The sequence below is a fragment of the Phenylobacterium sp. genome (genome assembly GCF_030681155.1).
Classification (GTDB): Bacteria; Pseudomonadota; Alphaproteobacteria; order Caulobacterales; family Caulobacteraceae; genus Phenylobacterium.
The window spans coordinates 1-15,089 of sequence record NZ_JAUXXE010000058.1; the positions used below are offsets into that span (position 1 = coordinate 1).

General features: G+C 65.6%; 15 protein-coding genes and 1 pseudogene. 13 read left to right on the forward strand and 3 right to left on the reverse strand.

Annotated elements, in window-relative coordinates:
* The 4 genes from Q8M13_RS15335 to mmcB form a co-directional block, all read left to right on the forward strand.
* On the forward strand, nucleotides 1-749 hold a 749-nt coding region (locus Q8M13_RS15335; RefSeq protein WP_305300887.1), incomplete at its 5' end, for a ferritin-like domain-containing protein.
* Nucleotides 750-931: 182 nt separating this feature from the next.
* Complete coding sequence (locus tag Q8M13_RS15340; RefSeq protein ID WP_305300888.1) at nucleotides 932-2,059, forward strand: ferritin-like domain-containing protein; 1,128 nt, start codon at nucleotides 932-934, stop codon at nucleotides 2,057-2,059.
* Between the two features lie 90 nt (nucleotides 2,060-2,149).
* A complete protein-coding gene (locus Q8M13_RS15345) occupies nucleotides 2,150-2,677 on the forward strand; it encodes a lipocalin family protein (protein ID WP_305300889.1) in 528 nt (175 codons plus the stop codon).
* 53 nt (nucleotides 2,678-2,730) lie between these two features.
* Nucleotides 2,731-3,186: a DNA repair putative endonuclease MmcB gene (gene mmcB, locus Q8M13_RS15350; RefSeq protein WP_305300903.1), complete on the forward strand. Its 456-nt coding sequence runs from the start codon at nucleotides 2,731-2,733 to the stop codon at nucleotides 3,184-3,186.
* 3 nt (nucleotides 3,187-3,189) lie between these two features.
* On the opposite strand, the gene Q8M13_RS15355 is transcribed toward mmcB, so the two are convergent.
* Both Q8M13_RS15355 and Q8M13_RS15360 read right to left on the reverse strand, forming a co-directional pair.
* Nucleotides 3,190-3,747: an ActR/PrrA/RegA family redox response regulator transcription factor gene (locus tag Q8M13_RS15355; RefSeq protein ID WP_305300890.1), complete on the reverse strand. Its 558-nt coding sequence runs from the start codon at nucleotides 3,745-3,747 to the stop codon at nucleotides 3,190-3,192.
* A gap of 81 nt (nucleotides 3,748-3,828) precedes the next feature.
* Nucleotides 3,829-5,220 carry an ActS/PrrB/RegB family redox-sensitive histidine kinase gene (locus Q8M13_RS15360; protein ID WP_370870078.1) on the reverse strand — a complete coding sequence of 464 codons (1,392 nt, stop codon included), beginning with the start codon at nucleotides 5,218-5,220 and terminating at the stop codon, nucleotides 3,829-3,831.
* Nucleotides 5,221-5,284: 64 nt separating this feature from the next.
* Between Q8M13_RS15360 and Q8M13_RS15365 the strand changes: the two genes are divergently transcribed.
* From Q8M13_RS15365 to Q8M13_RS15380, 4 genes are all read left to right on the forward strand, one after another.
* Complete coding sequence (locus Q8M13_RS15365) at nucleotides 5,285-5,869, forward strand: SCO family protein (protein ID WP_305300891.1); 585 nt, start codon at nucleotides 5,285-5,287, stop codon at nucleotides 5,867-5,869.
* Between the two features lie 111 nt (nucleotides 5,870-5,980).
* Nucleotides 5,981-7,252 carry a polyhydroxyalkanoate depolymerase gene (locus tag Q8M13_RS15370; protein WP_305300893.1) on the forward strand — a complete coding sequence of 424 codons (1,272 nt, stop codon included), beginning with the start codon at nucleotides 5,981-5,983 and terminating at the stop codon, nucleotides 7,250-7,252.
* Nucleotides 7,253-7,261: 9 nt separating this feature from the next.
* Nucleotides 7,262-7,999, forward strand: a complete 738-nt coding sequence (locus tag Q8M13_RS15375) for a M48 family metallopeptidase (protein ID WP_305300894.1) — start codon at nucleotides 7,262-7,264, stop codon at nucleotides 7,997-7,999.
* Between the two features lie 152 nt (nucleotides 8,000-8,151).
* The gene (locus tag Q8M13_RS15380) at nucleotides 8,152-9,990 is read left to right on the forward strand and encodes a transglycosylase domain-containing protein (RefSeq protein WP_305300896.1); all 1,839 of its coding nucleotides are present in this window, start codon (nucleotides 8,152-8,154) and stop codon (nucleotides 9,988-9,990) included.
* Here Q8M13_RS15380 and Q8M13_RS15385 read toward each other — a convergent pair.
* Entirely contained in the window at nucleotides 9,987-11,939 is a 1,953-nt protein-coding gene (locus Q8M13_RS15385; protein ID WP_305300897.1) for a transglycosylase domain-containing protein, read from the reverse strand. The genes Q8M13_RS15380 and Q8M13_RS15385 overlap by 4 nt on opposite strands.
* Before the next feature lie 273 nt (nucleotides 11,940-12,212).
* Here Q8M13_RS15385 and Q8M13_RS15390 point away from each other — a divergent pair, with 273 nt between their 5' ends.
* From Q8M13_RS15390 to Q8M13_RS15410, 5 genes and pseudogenes are all read left to right on the forward strand, one after another.
* Nucleotides 12,213-12,809 carry a YidH family protein gene (locus Q8M13_RS15390; protein ID WP_305300898.1) on the forward strand — a complete coding sequence of 199 codons (597 nt, stop codon included), beginning with the start codon at nucleotides 12,213-12,215 and terminating at the stop codon, nucleotides 12,807-12,809.
* Nucleotides 12,810-13,151: 342 nt separating this feature from the next.
* Entirely contained in the window at nucleotides 13,152-13,490 is a 339-nt protein-coding gene (locus tag Q8M13_RS15395; protein WP_305300899.1) for a hypothetical protein, read from the forward strand.
* Nucleotides 13,491-13,657: 167 nt separating this feature from the next.
* Nucleotides 13,658-13,957, forward strand: a complete 300-nt coding sequence (locus Q8M13_RS15400; protein ID WP_305300900.1) for a hypothetical protein — start codon at nucleotides 13,658-13,660, stop codon at nucleotides 13,955-13,957.
* A 185-nt stretch (nucleotides 13,958-14,142) separates the two neighbouring features.
* A complete protein-coding gene (locus Q8M13_RS15405) occupies nucleotides 14,143-14,697 on the forward strand; it encodes a F0F1 ATP synthase subunit delta (RefSeq protein WP_305300901.1) in 555 nt (184 codons plus the stop codon).
* A gap of 3 nt (nucleotides 14,698-14,700) precedes the next feature.
* Nucleotides 14,701-15,089, forward strand: a pseudogene (locus Q8M13_RS15410) (F0F1 ATP synthase subunit alpha); the annotation flags it as partial.

Genomic DNA, 15,089 nt, shown 5'->3' on the forward strand with positions numbered 1-15,089 from the left:
TGGACCAGGGCGCGCAGGAATACGCCGCCAACCAGACCCGCGAAGAAGCCCGCCACGTCACCGCCTTCGCCAAATACATCAAGGCCCGTTGGGGCCGCCCGATCGAATGCTCCAAGGTTCTGCAGGATCTGCTGGTGGACATCATCGCCAGCCCAGAGGTCTACAAGAAGATCATCGGCATGCAGATGCTGGTCGAGGGCCTGGCCATGGGCGCCTTCGCGACCTTCTATCAGAAGCTCAACGACCCGCTCGGCCGGCAGCTGATGCAGCTGGTGATGACCGACGAGGCCTTCCACCACAAGTTCGGGAAGATCTGGGCCGACCGCACCATTCCGAAGCTCACGGAGACGGAACACCAGATCGTCGAGGACTGGGCCGCCCACTGCTTCCAGGCGGTGCTGTTCAACCTGGTTTCGCCGTCGGAGCAGGTCGCCCTCTATGCCGAGTTCGATCTCGACCCCGCTCGCGTGCTCGAGGAAATTCAGCTCATCGCCACCGACGATGCCCGCCGCCAGGACATGAAGGAGGCGAGCAACATCTTCCGGGTGTTGATCAAGACCCTGCTGAACGCCGGGATCATCACCGACCGCACCCGGGCCTTCTACGGCCTCTATGTCGACATGGACGAGTTGAAGGCCGAGGGCGACAAGATGGTCGGCGACGATATCGCCGAGGAGGGGATCAAGTACCTCCAGAAGATCAACTTCAAGGATCGCGTCGCCGCCAACGTCTCCATCGCGGCGGAGTAGGACTCCAGTAGATCCGCTCATCCCGGATGAGCGGATTGAGCGGGCCCTCGACCGATCCAAACTAAGTTTGAATGCTGACGTGGTCGTCATTTTCTTTGACGATAACGCCGTTCGGCGCGATCCTTCAGTATCTTCAAGCGCCTGCTGAAGACAGGCGGTCGATACTTCGCGGAGGATTCCCGATGGCCGACGGCAACATCACCAAGCATGTCATGTATGGCGCAGTCGCGCCGGACGACTTCGAGTCGATGCTGGATCTCGACCGCTACGGCGCCCGCTCGACGGCGTTCGACAAGATCATCTCGGCCACCCACGATCATTTCTGGGATCCGCTCGACAAGAAGTACATCGACTTCGACGAGCCCTTCGACATCGAGAATGTCGCGATGACGCCGGAGGAGATGAACCCGGTCCTGAAGCTGCCCTATGTGGCCCAGACCCTGACGGACCCGAAGGAACGCATCGCCTTCATCAACAATATGCAGCTCTATTCCTTCTCCTCGATCCTGCATGGCGAGCAGGGCGCGCTGAATCTGTCGGCCAGCCTCTGCCACGTGCTGCTGGACCAGGGCGCGCAGGAATACGCCGCCAACCAGACCCGCGAAGAAGCCCGCCACGTCACCGCCTTCGCCAAGTACATCAAGGCCCGATGGGGGCGGCCGGTGGAATGCGGCGCGGCGCTGAAGGCGCTGCTGGTGGAGATCATCGAGGCGCCCGAGGTCTACAAGAAGATCATCGGCATGCAGATGCTGGTCGAGGGCCTGGCGATGGGCGCCTTCGCCAACGGCTACAAGCACAACCGCGACCCCCTGGCCAAGAAGCTGTTCCAGCTGGTGATGACCGACGAGGCCTTCCACCACAAGTTCGGGAAGATTTGGGCCGACCGCACAGTGCCGCAGATGAGCCAGGCCGAACGAAACATCATGGAGGATTGGGCTGCTCACTGCGCCCAGTCGCTATTGTTCAACCAGGGCTCGCCGACGCAGCAGCAGGCGATCTATTCGAAGTTCGGCCTCGATCCGGAGCGGGTGATCGCCGACATCGTCGAGCGGCGGAAGTCACGTGATCCGAACCGCAAGATGACCGGCGAGACCAACATCTTCCGTGTGCTCATCAAGACCCTGCTGAACGCTGGCCTGATCACCGAGCGGACGCGCGGCTTCTACGCCAGTTATGTCGATATGGACGAGCTGGCCGCCGAGGGCGAGCGCATGGTCGGCGACAATATAGCCGAGGATGGGATCCGCTATCTGCAGGAGATCAATTTCAAGGACCGATCGTCGCGCCCAGTTACGATCGCCGCCGAATAGCCCCATTTTATTCTGATCCCGTTCATGTGCCCGCGGGTAATTCCCGCGGGCATTTTTAATTTCACCGAACAGCAGTTATCCGTTTCGACCATGCGCGCACTGGCTACAGCAATCATCGCCGCCTTCGTCATGACCGCGGCTCCCGCCCTGGCGGCGCCTCCACCGGCGCCGACCCAGCGGATCGATCTGAGCAAGATGATGGGCCGCTGGTACGAGGTCGCCCGCCTGCCCAACAAGATCCAGACCGGCTGCCAAGGCGGCACCTCGGACTGGCAGAAGGCCAGTGACGGCTATTCGGTGGTGCAGGCCTGTCACAAGGGTTCGCTCGCCGCTCCGGCGACCGAGTGGAAGGCCAAGGCCAAGGTCTTGGACGGATCGACCAACGCCAAGCTGCAGATGACCTTCTTCAACGGCCTAGTGCGCCAGGAATACTGGGTCCTGGAACACCGGCCTGACCAGGGCTGGTTGATCCTGGGCACGCCGGGCGGCCGTTCGATGTGGCTGATGTCCCAACGGCCGACCCTATCGGCCGGCGTAAAGGCCCAGGCCATGGCCCGCGTGAAGCAGCTTGGCTACGACATCAGCCGCCTGGAATTCCCGCAGCCGGCGCGCAACTAGGCCGCGCCCGGGGGGTCTTGCCTCCTGAACGAAACCGGAACATGGTTTTGGTCATGGACGTCACGATCATCACGGTCAGCCGACCGGAAATCACGCTCAACGTCACGCGCGGCGCAGCCCGGCTGCTGACGGACCTCGCCTATGCGCCGCTTGCGGAGGTGACGCTGCCCAATGGGCGGCGCGCCGACCTGATGGCTGTGGGACGCCGCGGGGAGATCACCATCATCGAGGTGAAGTCGGGCCTGGAGGACTTCCGCGTCGATCGCAAATGGCATGAGTATCTGCCGTATTGCGACAGCTTCGCCTTCGCCGTGGCCCCGGAATTCCCGAGGGAAATCCTGCCTGAGGAGCCGGGCCTGATGGTCTGTGACGGGTTTGGCGGCGCGGTGCTGCGCGATGCGCCGCTGACGCCCCTGGCGCCGGCCCGGCGTAAGGCGCTGACCATCGCCTTCGCGCGCATGGCGGCGATGCGCGCCGCCGGCGTCGCGGTGACGCAGCTGGAGGGTTAGCCGCTAGCGCGGGGCGCGCTTGGCCAGGATGCGTTGAAGGGTCCGGCGGTGCATGTTCAGCCGACGAGCGGTTTCGGAAACATTGTGGCCGCACAGTTCGTAGACGCGCTGGATGTGCTCCCACCGCACCCGGTCGGCGCTCATTGGATTTTCCGGCGGCGCGGGCACCTCGTCCTTGCGGGCGAGCAGGGCGCGCGCGACGTCGTCAGCGTCTGCGGGCTTGGACAGATAGTCGATCGCCCCCGACGTCACCGCCGCCACGGCGGTGGCGATGTTGCCATAGCCGGTCAGCATGATGACCTTTGCGTCGGGCCGGGCGTCGCGGACCGCTTCGACGACCTTCAGGCCGGTGCCGTCCTCCAGCCGCATGTCCAGAACCGCATAGGCTGGCGGGTGAGCTTTTACGGCGGCCAGGGCTTCGCCGACGCTGCCGACCAGCGTGGTCTCGAACCCGCGCTGCTCCAACGCACGCCCGAGCCGCGTGCGCAGCGGCGCGTCGTCGTCGAGGACAAGCAGGCTTTTGTCCGGCAGGGCGGCGATATCGGCGGAGAGATCGGTCATTCGCAACCTCCGATAGGGGCGTTTTGCAGATGCGCCTCCTGCGGCATCATGTCGCTGCTTGCGGGCGATCCGCAAGAGCCTTCACGTCAGTTCGTCCGCTGCAGTGACCTCGATACGCTTGCGTGGCCAGCGTGCGGCGACCACGGCGCCGCGCGGCCTGCCATTCTGAAAAGTCACAATAGCCCCGGTCCGTTCCAGCAGCGTCTTGGCGATGAAGAAGCCCAGGCCCATGCCGACGTGCCCCGTTCGGCCCCCTTCGACGCCCGCGCGGCTGGTCACATAGGGCTCGCCGAGCTTTGCCAGGACCTCAGGCGCGAACCCTGGGCCGTCGTCGCGGACCTCGATGCCGACGGTGTCGGCGTCGAACCGCACGGTGATCAGCACCTCGGATGTCGCGAAGTCGACGGCGTTTTCGACGAAGGAGGTCATGGCGTGCAGGACCTCGGGCATCCGCCAGATATCGGGCGCGGCCACGCCAGGGGCGCCGGAGACGATGGCCTCGACCCGAACGCCTTTCACATCGGCGTGGGGCTCGATCACCTCGTGCATCAACTGCAGCAGGCTCATCCGCTCGTGGACCTCGTCCGAGGCCGCGGCGGGCGCGTCGGTCAGACGCCGCAGAATCTCGCGGCAGCGTTCGGCCTGGGCGATCAGGAGGTCGGCGTCCTCCTTGACGCTGGCGGTCGGGGCCTCGCGGGCCAGTTCCTTGGCGACGATGGAGATGGTGGCCAGCGGCGTGCCGAGTTCATGCGCCGCGGCGGCGGCCAGCGCCCCCAGGGCCGATAGCCGCTGCTCGCGCGCCAGCACCGCCTGGGTGACGTCGAGCGCCAGCGCCATGCGCGAGGACTCTTCGGCCGCCTGGCGCACCGTGCCGGTGATGACGATGATCCCCGCTATGTTGGCGATCGCGCAGCCGATCATGAAGGTGAGCGGGGGGCTGAAGCTGTGCGCGTCCATCGACGGCAAGGGCCAGTTCAGGAAGGCCAGCAGCACCGAACTGGCGATCGCCAGGCCGGCCAGGATCGTCACGGACCTTGATGTCAGGGTCGCGGCCGCCAGGGTGACCGGGGCCAGCAGCATGAGGATGAAGGGATTGGCCGTCCCGCCGGTCAGGAACAGCAGGATCGAGATCTGCGCGATATCGAAGCTGAGCTGCGCCACCGCCTCCCAGCCGCCGATCAGGCGCTGGCCCGGAGAAGCCACCCCCGTCAGCAGATTGATCCAGGCCGACGCGCCGATAACGGCGAAGCATAAGGCATAGGGAATTTCGAAGCCGAGCAACAAACCGGCGACCAGGAACACTAGAGCTTCGCCGGCGATGATCATCCAGCGCAGAGTGACCAGGGTGCGCATCCGCAGCCGGCCGGCGCGCTCGGTGACGCCGTCCCAGCCGTCGACACCCCAGTCGCCGACGCCTTGCATGGGCTCGGGGCTTTGCCTATCGAGACCGGGCGGCGTCGGCGGTGTCCTCATGGAGGAGATCATGCCGCGAGCATCGCCCCGAACGTCGCCTCTGACGAGCCCAAAGGTAGTTTCCATGCCTCGCCGTATTCCGATCCTGATAGCCGCCTGTGTCGTCGGGTTGATCTTCCTGGGCGCCGTGGCCTGGAAGACCGGCGTCTTCGACCGCCCCGCGCCCGCCGCCGTCGGCGGTCCGTTTCAGCTGGTCGACCAGCACGGCAAGCCCGCCGACGAGTCACTGCTGAAGGGCAAGTGGAGCGTGGTGTTCTTCGGCTTCACCTATTGCCCGGACGTCTGCCCGACGACCTTGCAGGCCTTGGCGGCCGCCCAGCAGCAGTTGGGCCCTAAGGCCGAGAAGCTGCAGGTGGTGTTCATCTCGCTCGACCCGGCGCGCGACACGCCGGCGCAATTGAACACTTATCTGGGCTCCGAGATCTTTCCAAAGGGGATCATCGGCCTGACCGGAACGCCTGAGCAGGTCGCCGCCGCGGCCAAGGCCTACCGGGTCTATTTCAAGAAGAACGGCGAGGGCGCCGACTATCTCGTCGACCATTCGACCGCCGCCTATCTGATGGATCCCAAGGGCCGCTTCGACCGCGTGATCCCGTTTGGCGTTTCCCCTGAGGAGATCGCCCGCCAGATCTCGGAGGCGATGCGCTAGGGGCGCCCCATCTGTGGGCAGAGCGTCCAACCGTCGCGGCCGAACGGTTTAGGTCTGGACTCTCTTAATATCGAGCGTGCTATGCTGCGGTGCAGCAAAGAGGACTCTCGGATGCTCTACTCGCTCTACGAGGCTGGCTACTACGCCTCCACACCGCTGCGGTTCGCGGCGCGCGCGACCCGTGACTTCTGGTCGTCGCCGCTGAACCCCGCCAAGGACAGCGACATGGGCCGGCGGCTTTTCGCCAATGCCGACCTGTTCGCCAATCTGACGCGCCGCTACGGCCGTCCGGCCTGGAACATCGATTCCGTCGAGATCGAGGGCCAATCTGTCCGCGTGCGCCAGACCGAGGTGTGGTCGAGCCCGTGGGTCAAGCTCACCCATTTCACCCGCGACATGGCCGACATGCGCCGCGCCGGCCGGCGCGAGCTGGAGCCGGCCGTGCTTATCGTGGCGCCGTTGTCGGGGCACTACGCCACCCTCCTGCGCGGCACGGTCGAAGCCTTCCTGCAGGATCATGAGGTGTTCATCACCGACTGGTCCAACGCCCGCGACGTCCCGCTGATGGAAGGCCGCTTCGATTTCCACGACTTTGTGGACCATGTCCGCGAAATGCTGCGCCAGTTAGGCCCGCGTCCGCATGTGGTGGCCGTATGCCAGCCCGGTCCCGCCGTGCTCGCCGCCGCTTCGCTGATGGCGGAGGACGGCGAGGAATGCCGCCCCGGCACCATGACGATCATGGGCTCGCCCATCGACGCGCGCCTCTCGCCCACGGTCACCAACAAGCTGGCCGAGGAAAAGCCCTTCGCCTGGTTCAAGTCGACGATGATCGACACCGTGCCCGCGCCCTATCCGGGGATGGGCCGCCGCGTCTATCCGGGCTTCGTGCAGCTCTATTCGTTCATGTCGATGAACGCCGAAAAGCACCAGGACGCCCACAAGCAGTATCTGGAAGACCTGATGAAGGGCGACGGCGACGCCGCCGAGAAGCATCTGGAATTCTATGACGAGTACCTCTCGGTCCTCGACCTGCCGGAAGAATTCTACCTTCAGACCATCGACTATGTGTTCCAGCAGTACCTGCTGCCCAAGGGCGAGCTGGTCCATCGCGGCCGGCCGATCCAGCCGGGTTCGATCCGCGACATCGGGCTGCTGACGGTCGAGGGCGAGAACGACGACATTTCCGGCATCGGCCAGACCCAGGCGGCGCACACGCTCTGCACCGGACTGTCGGACGACTTCAAGGAAGACTACGTCCAGCCACATGTGGGCCACTACGGCGTCTTCAACGGCCGCCGTTTCCGCGAGGAGATCTATCCGCGCGTGCGTGCGTTCATCCGTCGCCAGGAAGCAGGCCTCGAAAAGGACCGCGACGCAGCCTAAATTGGCGTCATGAGTCTTTTCGGCCGCGCGCTTGCGGACGGCGACCGGCTGGAAGTGGCTGGCGCCGTCGTCCGTCTCAAGGTCCACCGCAGTGCGCGCCGGGTCTCGCTTCGGCTTGACCGGACCAAGCGTGAGATCGTCGCCACCGCGCCCTCGCAACGGCGATTGGCCGAGGCGGCCGCCTTCGCCCGCGACCGCGCCTCTTGGATCGCCGAACGCCTGGCCGAACTGCCCCAGGTCGAGGCCGTGGCGCCGGGTATGACCATCCATCTGTTCGGCGAGCCATGTCTGCTCGGCGCCAGCGACAAGCCCGCCCGCCTGCATCCGGCGAGCGGCGAGGCGCCGATGTCGATCACCGCGCGCGGCGAGGGCGCGGTCTACGCCAACGCCGTGGTGCGGATCATCCGCCGCGAGGCGCTGCGGGTCTTCACCGAGCGCACGATCTTCTATTGCGAGCGACTGGGCGCAAAGTTGCCCAGCGTGACAATCATGGACGCTCGCGCCCGCTGGGGCTCCTGCCGTCCTGGCCTGCCCGGCAAGCCGGCGGCGATCCGCTATTCCTGGCGACTGGCCTTGGCCCCGTTCGAGGTCGCCGACTATGTCGCCGCCCATGAGTGCGCCCATCTGCTGGAGCTTAATCACGGCCCGCGGTTCTGGGGCCACGTAAAGGCCCTGGTCGGCGATGAGCGGCCGCACCGGGCCTGGCTGCGGGCCGAGGGCGCACGGCTGCACGCGTTTGGGCGCTAAGGGGCTGTAGGCGAACGGTTCGCCGCTCGATAGCGCGACCTGAAGAGAGCCGCTCAAGATTACCGCGAATTATCTATGCCGCGCCCCGCGCAGGCGACAGAAGGAGCCTGACGGATGAGCGCTGAAGCCATCGCCCGCCTGGAGCCTGCCGCGTGATCGTCCTCGCCGCCGCCACGTCGCTGACGATGGCCGCCCCTGAACTGCCGCCCTTGCCGCCGATCACGCGCGATCCGCAGGTGACCTATGTCGATCGGTCCGGCGCGGTGCTGGGCGTGCGCGGTGGTCGCTATGCGCCGCCGGTCGATCTGGCGAAGCTGCCGGCTTATGTCCCGGCGGCCTTCATCGCGATCGAGGATCGCCGGTTCTACACCCACACCGGCTTCGATCCCGTGGGCATCGGCCGGGCCATCCTTGATGGGGTCAGCGAGGGGCGTCCGACCCAGGGCGCCTCGACCATCACCCAGCAGTTGGCGCGAAACCTGTTCCTCAGCGCCGACCGCACGGTCGAACGCAAGGCCAAGGAGCTGGTCTGGTCGATCCAGCTTGAGCGGACCTATTCCAAGAAGCAGATCCTCGCGCTCTATCTGAGCCGGACCTACTACGGCTCAGGCGCCTATGGCCTGGAGGCGGCCTCGCGCCGCTATTTCAACAAGCCGGCCGCGCGGCTGTCCTTGCGCGAGGCCGCGACCCTGGCCGGGCTGATGAAGTCGCCGACCAACTACAACCCGATCCAGCAGCCGGAGGCTTCGGCCCGGCGTGCGGCCCTGGTTCTGGACGCCATGGTAGAGACCGGGGCGATCACTCCGGCCGATCGCGCCAAGGCGATGGCCGCGCCGCTCAAGGTGTGGAATTCGGCGCCCACCGCACCGGCCCAGTATTTCGTGGACTGGCTCGACGCCCAGCGTCGTCAGATCATGCCGCAGCCAAAGCAGGACATGGTGGTCGAGACCACGATGGACATGGCGTTGGAGACCGCGGCGGCCGATTCAACTCGCGCGGTGCTTGCTCGCTACAAGAGCCAGTCCGTGGGCCAAGCGGCCTTGGTGGCGCTCGACGGGCAGGGGCGGGTGCGGGCGATGATCGGCGGCGCCGACTATGCCGCCGGTCCCTATAATCGCGCCGTCACCGCCCGGCGGCAGGCGGGGTCAGCCTGGAAGCCTTTCGTCTATCTGACGGCGCTCGAGGCCGGTCGCACCCCGGGCATGGCGGTGATCGACGAACCCCTGACCATCGGCAACTGGTCGCCGCAGAATTATGCCGGCGGCTATCTGGGCCAGATCACGCTGGAGCAGGCTGTCGCCCAATCAGTGAATACGGTGGCCGTGCGCACGGCCGACGAAGTGGGGCGCGCCAATGTGGCGGCGACCGCGCGCCGGCTGGGGATCGCCTCGCCGGTCAACACCGATCCGGCCATGGCGCTCGGCACCACCCTGGTCTCGCCGCTGGAGATGACCCAGGCCTATGCCGCCTTTTCGAATGGCGGGCTGCGGGTCGCGGCCTATGGCATCGAGAAGATCCGCACCAATGGCGGTCAGGTGATCTATCAGCGCAAGGCCGGCCCGCAGGCGCGGGTCATCGCCAACCCGGCGCTCAGCGAGATGAACCAGATGCTGCGCACGGCCGTCGCCTCGGGCACAGGCGGCCGAGCCAAGATCGCCGGCTATGACCTGGCGGGAAAGACCGGCACGACCTCCGACTACAAGGACGCCTGGTTCGCTGGCTACAGCGGCGGCTTTACGACCGTGGTCTGGATGGGCCGCGACGATGGGGCCTCGATGGGTCGGATCACGGGCGGCAGCGCGCCGGCCGAACTTTGGCGCGGCTTCATGACCGTGGCGCTGAAGCGCGGCCCGGCCCAGGCGATCCCCGCCGGGCCAGCCGCTCCCGTGCTGGCGCCGCCGCCGGTCGAAGTTCTGGTTCCGGTGGTTGAGGAGCACATCGAACCTGCCGCCCAAGTCCCGGCTGAAGTTCCGGAAGACCCGCCGATCTAGAACGGCACGTCGTCGGCCGGAGCTCTTTCGGCGGGAGCTGCGGGTTGGCCGCCGATCGCGTCGGCGATGCCGTCAACCAGATCGCCGATGGGATCGGACTCCGGGGCCGGCGGCTCGATTGTGCCGCCCGGAATGGGCTGAGCTTTTAAGCGTGGCAGGGCGGCTGACATGAAGTCGCGCCAGATGCCGGCCGGGGCGCCGCCGCCGGTGACGCGCTTCATCGGCTTGTTGTTGTCCTTGCCCACCCAGACGGTGGTGACGAAGCCGCCGGTGTAGCCGACGAACCAGGCGTCGCGATAGTCGCTGGTGGTGCCGGTTTTGCCGGCCAGGTCGAAGCCCGGAACCTTCGCGCGCGTGCCGGTGCCGCTCGAGACCACCTGGCGCATCATCTGGTTCATGTACTGCAGGGCGGGCGAACCGATCACCTGCTGGCGAGCGTTCTTTTCCACGCTGTGGTCATAGAGAATCTTGCCGCTGGCGGTGCGGATGCGTTGGATGCCGTAGCCCTTGGCCAGGAAGCCGCCGTTCGAAAAAGGCGCGTAGGCCTGGGCCATCTCCAGCGGGCTCACCTCGACGGCGCCCAGCGCCATCGAGGGATCAAGCTGGATGTGGGAACTGATGCCGAGCCGCTTGGCGGCGGCGGCCACATTGCCGGTGCCGACCTCGTTGGCCAGTCGTGCGGCGACGGTGTTGATCGACTGGGCCAGCGCGGTCTGCAGCGTCATCGGGCCGCGAAAGTCATTCGTATAGTTGCGGGGTTCCCAGTTACCGATCTTCAGCGGTTCATCGACCACCATGTCGTACGGCGTGCGGCCCGCTTCCATCGCCGCCAGATAGACGAAGGGCTTAAAAGCCGAACCCGCCTGGCGGCGGGCGGTGGTCGCACGGTCGAACTGGCTTTCGGTGTAGTCGGCGCCGCCGACATAGGCGCGGATGCGACCCTCGCCATCGATGGCGACCAGCGCGCCTTGCTCGACGCCCTGGCCCTTGCCGGCCGCGATGCCCTTGCGCATCGCCTGCTCGGCGGCCGCCTGGATCGGCAGGTCCAGCGTAGTCTCGACGACCAGGTCCTCGGTGGGTTCGCCGACCAGGCTGCGGACCTGATCGTCAACATAGTCGGTGAAGTACTGGGCGCGCTGATTGGCCAGGGTCGGATTGACCCGCACCGGGGTCTTGAAAGCCGCGTCGCGCTCCTGGGGCGTGATCGCGCCGGTGCGAACCATTTCGTCGAGGACGATGGTTGCGCGCCGTTCGGCGCGGTCGGTGGCCGAAACCGGTGAGTAGCGATTTGGCCCCTTCATCATGCCGGCCAGCAAGGCGCTTTCGCCGAGGGTCAGCTGCGAGGCGGGCTTGCCGAAGTAGCGCTGGGAGGCCGCCTCGATGCCGTAGGCGCCGCCGCCGAAATAGACCCGGTTCAGATAGAGGGCGAGGATCTCTTTCTTGGTGAACTTCGCCTCCAGCCAGACGGCCAGGATCAGCTCCTGGGCCTTGCGCCGATAGTTCTGGTTCGTGGTCAGGAAGAGGTTTCGCGCCAACTGCTGGGTAATGGTCGAGCCGCCGCGCAGCGGACCGCCCTTGTTCTGCAGATTGTAGATCTGCGAGCGGATGATGCCCCAGGGGTTGAACCCGAAGTGGTAGTAGAACTGCCGGTCCTCGATGGCGATGAACGCCTTCGGCACATATGGCGGCAGTTTGTCGAGGTCGATCGGCGGCGCGTACTGGCTGCCGCGCACCGCCACCATCGCGCCCGAACGGTCGAGATAGGAGATCGAGGGCTGGCGCTCGACGTCATAAAGCTTGGAGGTGTCCGGCAGGTCGCTGGCGAAGACCGCGAAGAAGGCCGCCACAAAGATGAGCGCCCACACGCCGAGTACGGCCGTCCAATATAGGAGAGCCTGTAGCGGAGTGCGCTGGGCCGGCCGGCGAGGGCCCGGTCCTGGTTTAGCCATGTGTCGTCCTAAAAGATTCGCCGATTACCCCGCCCGGGGCCTCGAGAGATAACTTAGCGCGACCAGACGCGCGACAAGGTTGACGAGATGTGAACGACAGCGGCCGTAGCCCCCCTTAACGCCCTTCTGTGGTGGAAAGGCGGCGCCAGGGCGTGGTGTCAGGCTCGGGGGCGATACCGAGGTCGGAGTGAGGTGGACACCGGATAGATCGCTGAGGGTGGGGGCCGCACAGTTCCGGCAAGCGGCGGCCTTTAGTTGCGGAGCGCATTGTTCATGGCGACCTCTCCCGAATCCAACGCGCCGAAGTGGAGCCGCCAGCCGGTCCCACCGATCCCGGTGGTTGATGAGAGTGACGCCGACGCCGCGTCCGTGACCTTTTCGAAGTACCGCACCGGGCTTTCCAATCACCGGACCGACCTGTCGGAACACCGCACCAGCCTGTCCGACGACCGGACGGAGATGTCGCTGCGCCGTACCGGCATGTCGTTCCAGCGGACCCGGCTGTCGGCCGACCGCACCCTGATGTCTGTGATACGCACGTCGCTGTCGCTGATCAGCTTCGGCTTCACGATCTTCCAGGTGTTCCAGAAGCTGCGTGAGAACAATGTCATCGAAAGCGCTGTGGCGCCCCGGAACTTCGGGGTGGCCCTGGTAGCCTTGGGCATCGCTATGCTGATCGTGGGGATTATCTACCAGGCGCAGTTCATGCTGGCCCTGCGGGCTGAGCGCCGCAAGATGGTGGCGGAGGGGCATCTGCACGGGGAAAGCCCGTTCCCGCCCTCGATGACCCTCATCACCGCCCTGCTGTTATTGATCATCGGAATAGCGGCGGTCATCAGCATGGTTTTCCGGGTAGGCCCGTTCTTCTAGCCCGCCTGGTGCGACAATGGTCCTCACTGGACGTCGCCAGTCCCGCTCCGTATTGACCCGGCCGTGCCCAGCGCCTCGGGCCGGCTCCGGCTAGCTGGTTTCGGCCGCCGCCGGGAAAAGCCGCGATCACATGGGTGGTCGAACGCGGTTATGCATCCCTGCATTTCCGCATAGCTGCACTGCGAAAAAAGCGGTTGCCGTCGATCTTAACAGTGTTATCTTAGCGTTGCTTAGTTCAGCTCGTGTGGTCGATGGGGATATCGGCCGCTGAATTTCCGGATTGAACCAAGTCGAGCCCCGCATGGGTTCGCCTTTTCTCCCCGAAACGCTGGAGGGCTTTCCATGAAGCTCCGTACCCTTGCGGCCGCCTGCGCCGCCCTTGTCTCCGTCTCTTTCGCCGGCGCGGCGCTTGCGGACGATCCGATCACCGCGAAACTGCAAAACCCGGTCGCGGCCAAAACCAAGCTCATCGCTGGTGGCGCTGTCTTCATGTGTGAAGGCGACGTTTGCCTGGCCGCCGCGCCGTCCTCGCGAACCTACGCCACCTCCACCTGTAAGGAACTGGCGAAGAGCGTTGGCGCCGTGGCCTCGTTCGGCGGCGCCCGTAAGCAGCTCGAAGCTGAAAAGATCGAGCAGTGCAACGTGGTGGCCCTGCCGGCCCAACAGGTCGCCAACAACTAGGCTTCGGTCCCAGGTTCGCGCTCAATCCCGGCGCGCCTCCCAGCCGCCAGTCTTGTCGAGCCTGCTACTCCAAGGCGCCGGAGCTTTGTCTCCCGGCGCCTTTTTCTTGGCTGTAACCGTTGTGGCCCTTTGACGGCGGCGCGCACGCACGTAAGAGACCGCCACCAATGACAGACGACATCCTTCGCCGCCAAACCGTCCTGCCCGCCGCGCCAGCCGCTGCGGCCAGTTTGCTTGAGCCCGTGCTGGCCGAGGTCGCCGGCGCCGGCGCCGAGCCGGTCTCTCTTACTCTAGACTACGGTGTGGTCGCAGCGCCGGGCGCGAGCGTCACGCTCGAGGCCCAGGTCGAGCGGGCGACCCGCACTCTGGTCTTCGCATACGGTCGATTGCTGTCGTCGGAGGGCCTGGTTCTAGCCGCCGGTTCGGCTGTGTTCCGAAAGCCAGCCCCGATTATCAATGCCGGATAATACAAGGTGTCGCGGCCCGTTCGGTTGCGGCGCCCAAAAACGCGTGCTATCAGGCGCGCGGCTTCGGGCCAGGGGCTTTTCCAGTCTCGATGGCCATTGTGCTTTTCCAAGCGCTTTCAAGCCTTTAGGTCGCGGTGAGGAGTTCCTTCACAGCGGCTTTTTGCGCGCACCGGGCGGATAAATAAGTGGCGGACGATTCCAAGGCTTCGAATGTGGGCGGCAGATATGCCCTTGCCCTGTTCGATCTCGCGAACGATGAGAACAAACTGGCGGCCGTCGAGGCCGACCTGAAGGCGCTGAAATCTATGTGCGCCGACAGCAAAGACCTGCGGTCCTTGCTGGCCTCCCCGGCGTTCAGCGCCGAGGATAAGGGCAAGGCGCTCGACGCCTTGGCCGTAAAGGCGAAGCTCAATCCGATCACTCGGAAATTCCTGGGACTGTTGGCCGTCAATGGCCGCGCCTCGGCGTTGCTCGACGCGATCAGCGGCTTTGAGGAACTGGCGGCGAACGCGCGTGGCGCGGTTTCCGCTCGAGTGACCACGGCCGTCCCTCTGACTACAGCCCAATCCAAGGGTGTCGCCGCCGCGTTGCGAACCGCGCTCGGCAAGGACCCTGAAATCGAGACCCGCGTTGATCCCTCCCTTCTGGGTGGCATCAAGGTGCAGGTCGGTTCCCGTCTGTTCGACGCTTCGCTCCGTTCGAAGCTCGACTCCCTCAAGTTCGCCCTGAAGAGAGCGTAAGCCATGGACATCCGCGCCGCCGAGATTTCGGCCATCCTCAAGTCGCAGATCGCCAATTTTGGCGAAGAAGCCGACGTCTCCGACGTCGGTTCGGTTCTGTCCGTCGGTGACGGCATCGCCCGCGTCTTCGGCCTCGACAACGTCCAGGCGGGCGAAATGGTCGAGTTCCCGAAGGCTGGCGTGAAGGGCATGGCTCTGAACCTGGAAAGCGACAACGTCGGCGTCGTTATCTTCGGCGACGACCGCGCGATCTCGGAAGGCGACGATGTTCGCCGTCTGTCGGAAATCGTGGACGTTCCGGTCGGCCGCGGTCTGCTGGGCCGGGTCGTGAACCCGCTCGGCGAACCGATCGACGGCAAGGGCCCGATCCAGAACGTGGCCGAGCGTCGCCG